Source organism: Vibrio sp. 2134-1 (genome assembly GCF_033339495.1).
In genome coordinates this window covers 1-582 of the sequence record NZ_JAWOUS010000720.1, presented here as the reverse complement: position 1 = coordinate 582, position 582 = coordinate 1, and the positions used below count along the sequence as shown (strand labels likewise).

General features: G+C 44.5%; 1 protein-coding gene. It reads left to right on the top strand.

Features of this window, described 5'->3' with window-relative positions:
* A partial coding sequence (locus tag R7R78_RS28160) for a lysoplasmalogenase (RefSeq protein ID WP_225474855.1) occupies positions 1-481 on the top strand: 481 nt, incomplete at its 5' end.
* Positions 482-582: the final 101 nt, after the last annotated feature.

Below are 582 nucleotides of genomic sequence, written 5' to 3'. Positions count from 1 at the left end.
GTCACTACTCGGTGATTTACTACTAATGTTACCGCGAGATAAGTTCATCATTGGTCTAAGCCTATTTTGCTCTGCTCATTTGTCCTACAGTTATGGCTTTAGCTTAATGTCGGCATGGCATTTCACTCCTTGGCTTCCTATTGCTTTGTTTGGGCTCGGCATTTGCTTTTACTGGCTGTTTCGACCTGACCTCGGCAAAGAAAGAATCCCTGTCGCGATCTACATTTGGGTTTTGATGACCATGTGTTGGATGGCCATTGAGTATTATCTAAGTGGGAAAACGCAGTCGTCTTCGTTTGCGGTGTTAGGAAGCTTTATCTTCATCATTTCCGGCACGGTGCTGGCTTTTGAGCGCTTTGGTGGTTACTCGGTATTTTCTCGGCAAGTGGTGATGGTCACGTACTATTCCGCGCAAACTTTAATGGCGATGTCCGTAATTGCCATCGTGATTCGTTATCCTTATCTCACGGTGATCAGTTAATTTTCTATGCTGCAGATTGGTGTTCGCCACTCTGAATTTTGATGAAAAAAGCGTTTGAGCTTACTGATGCAGACCTCAAACGCTTTGTTGTTATCGCGACT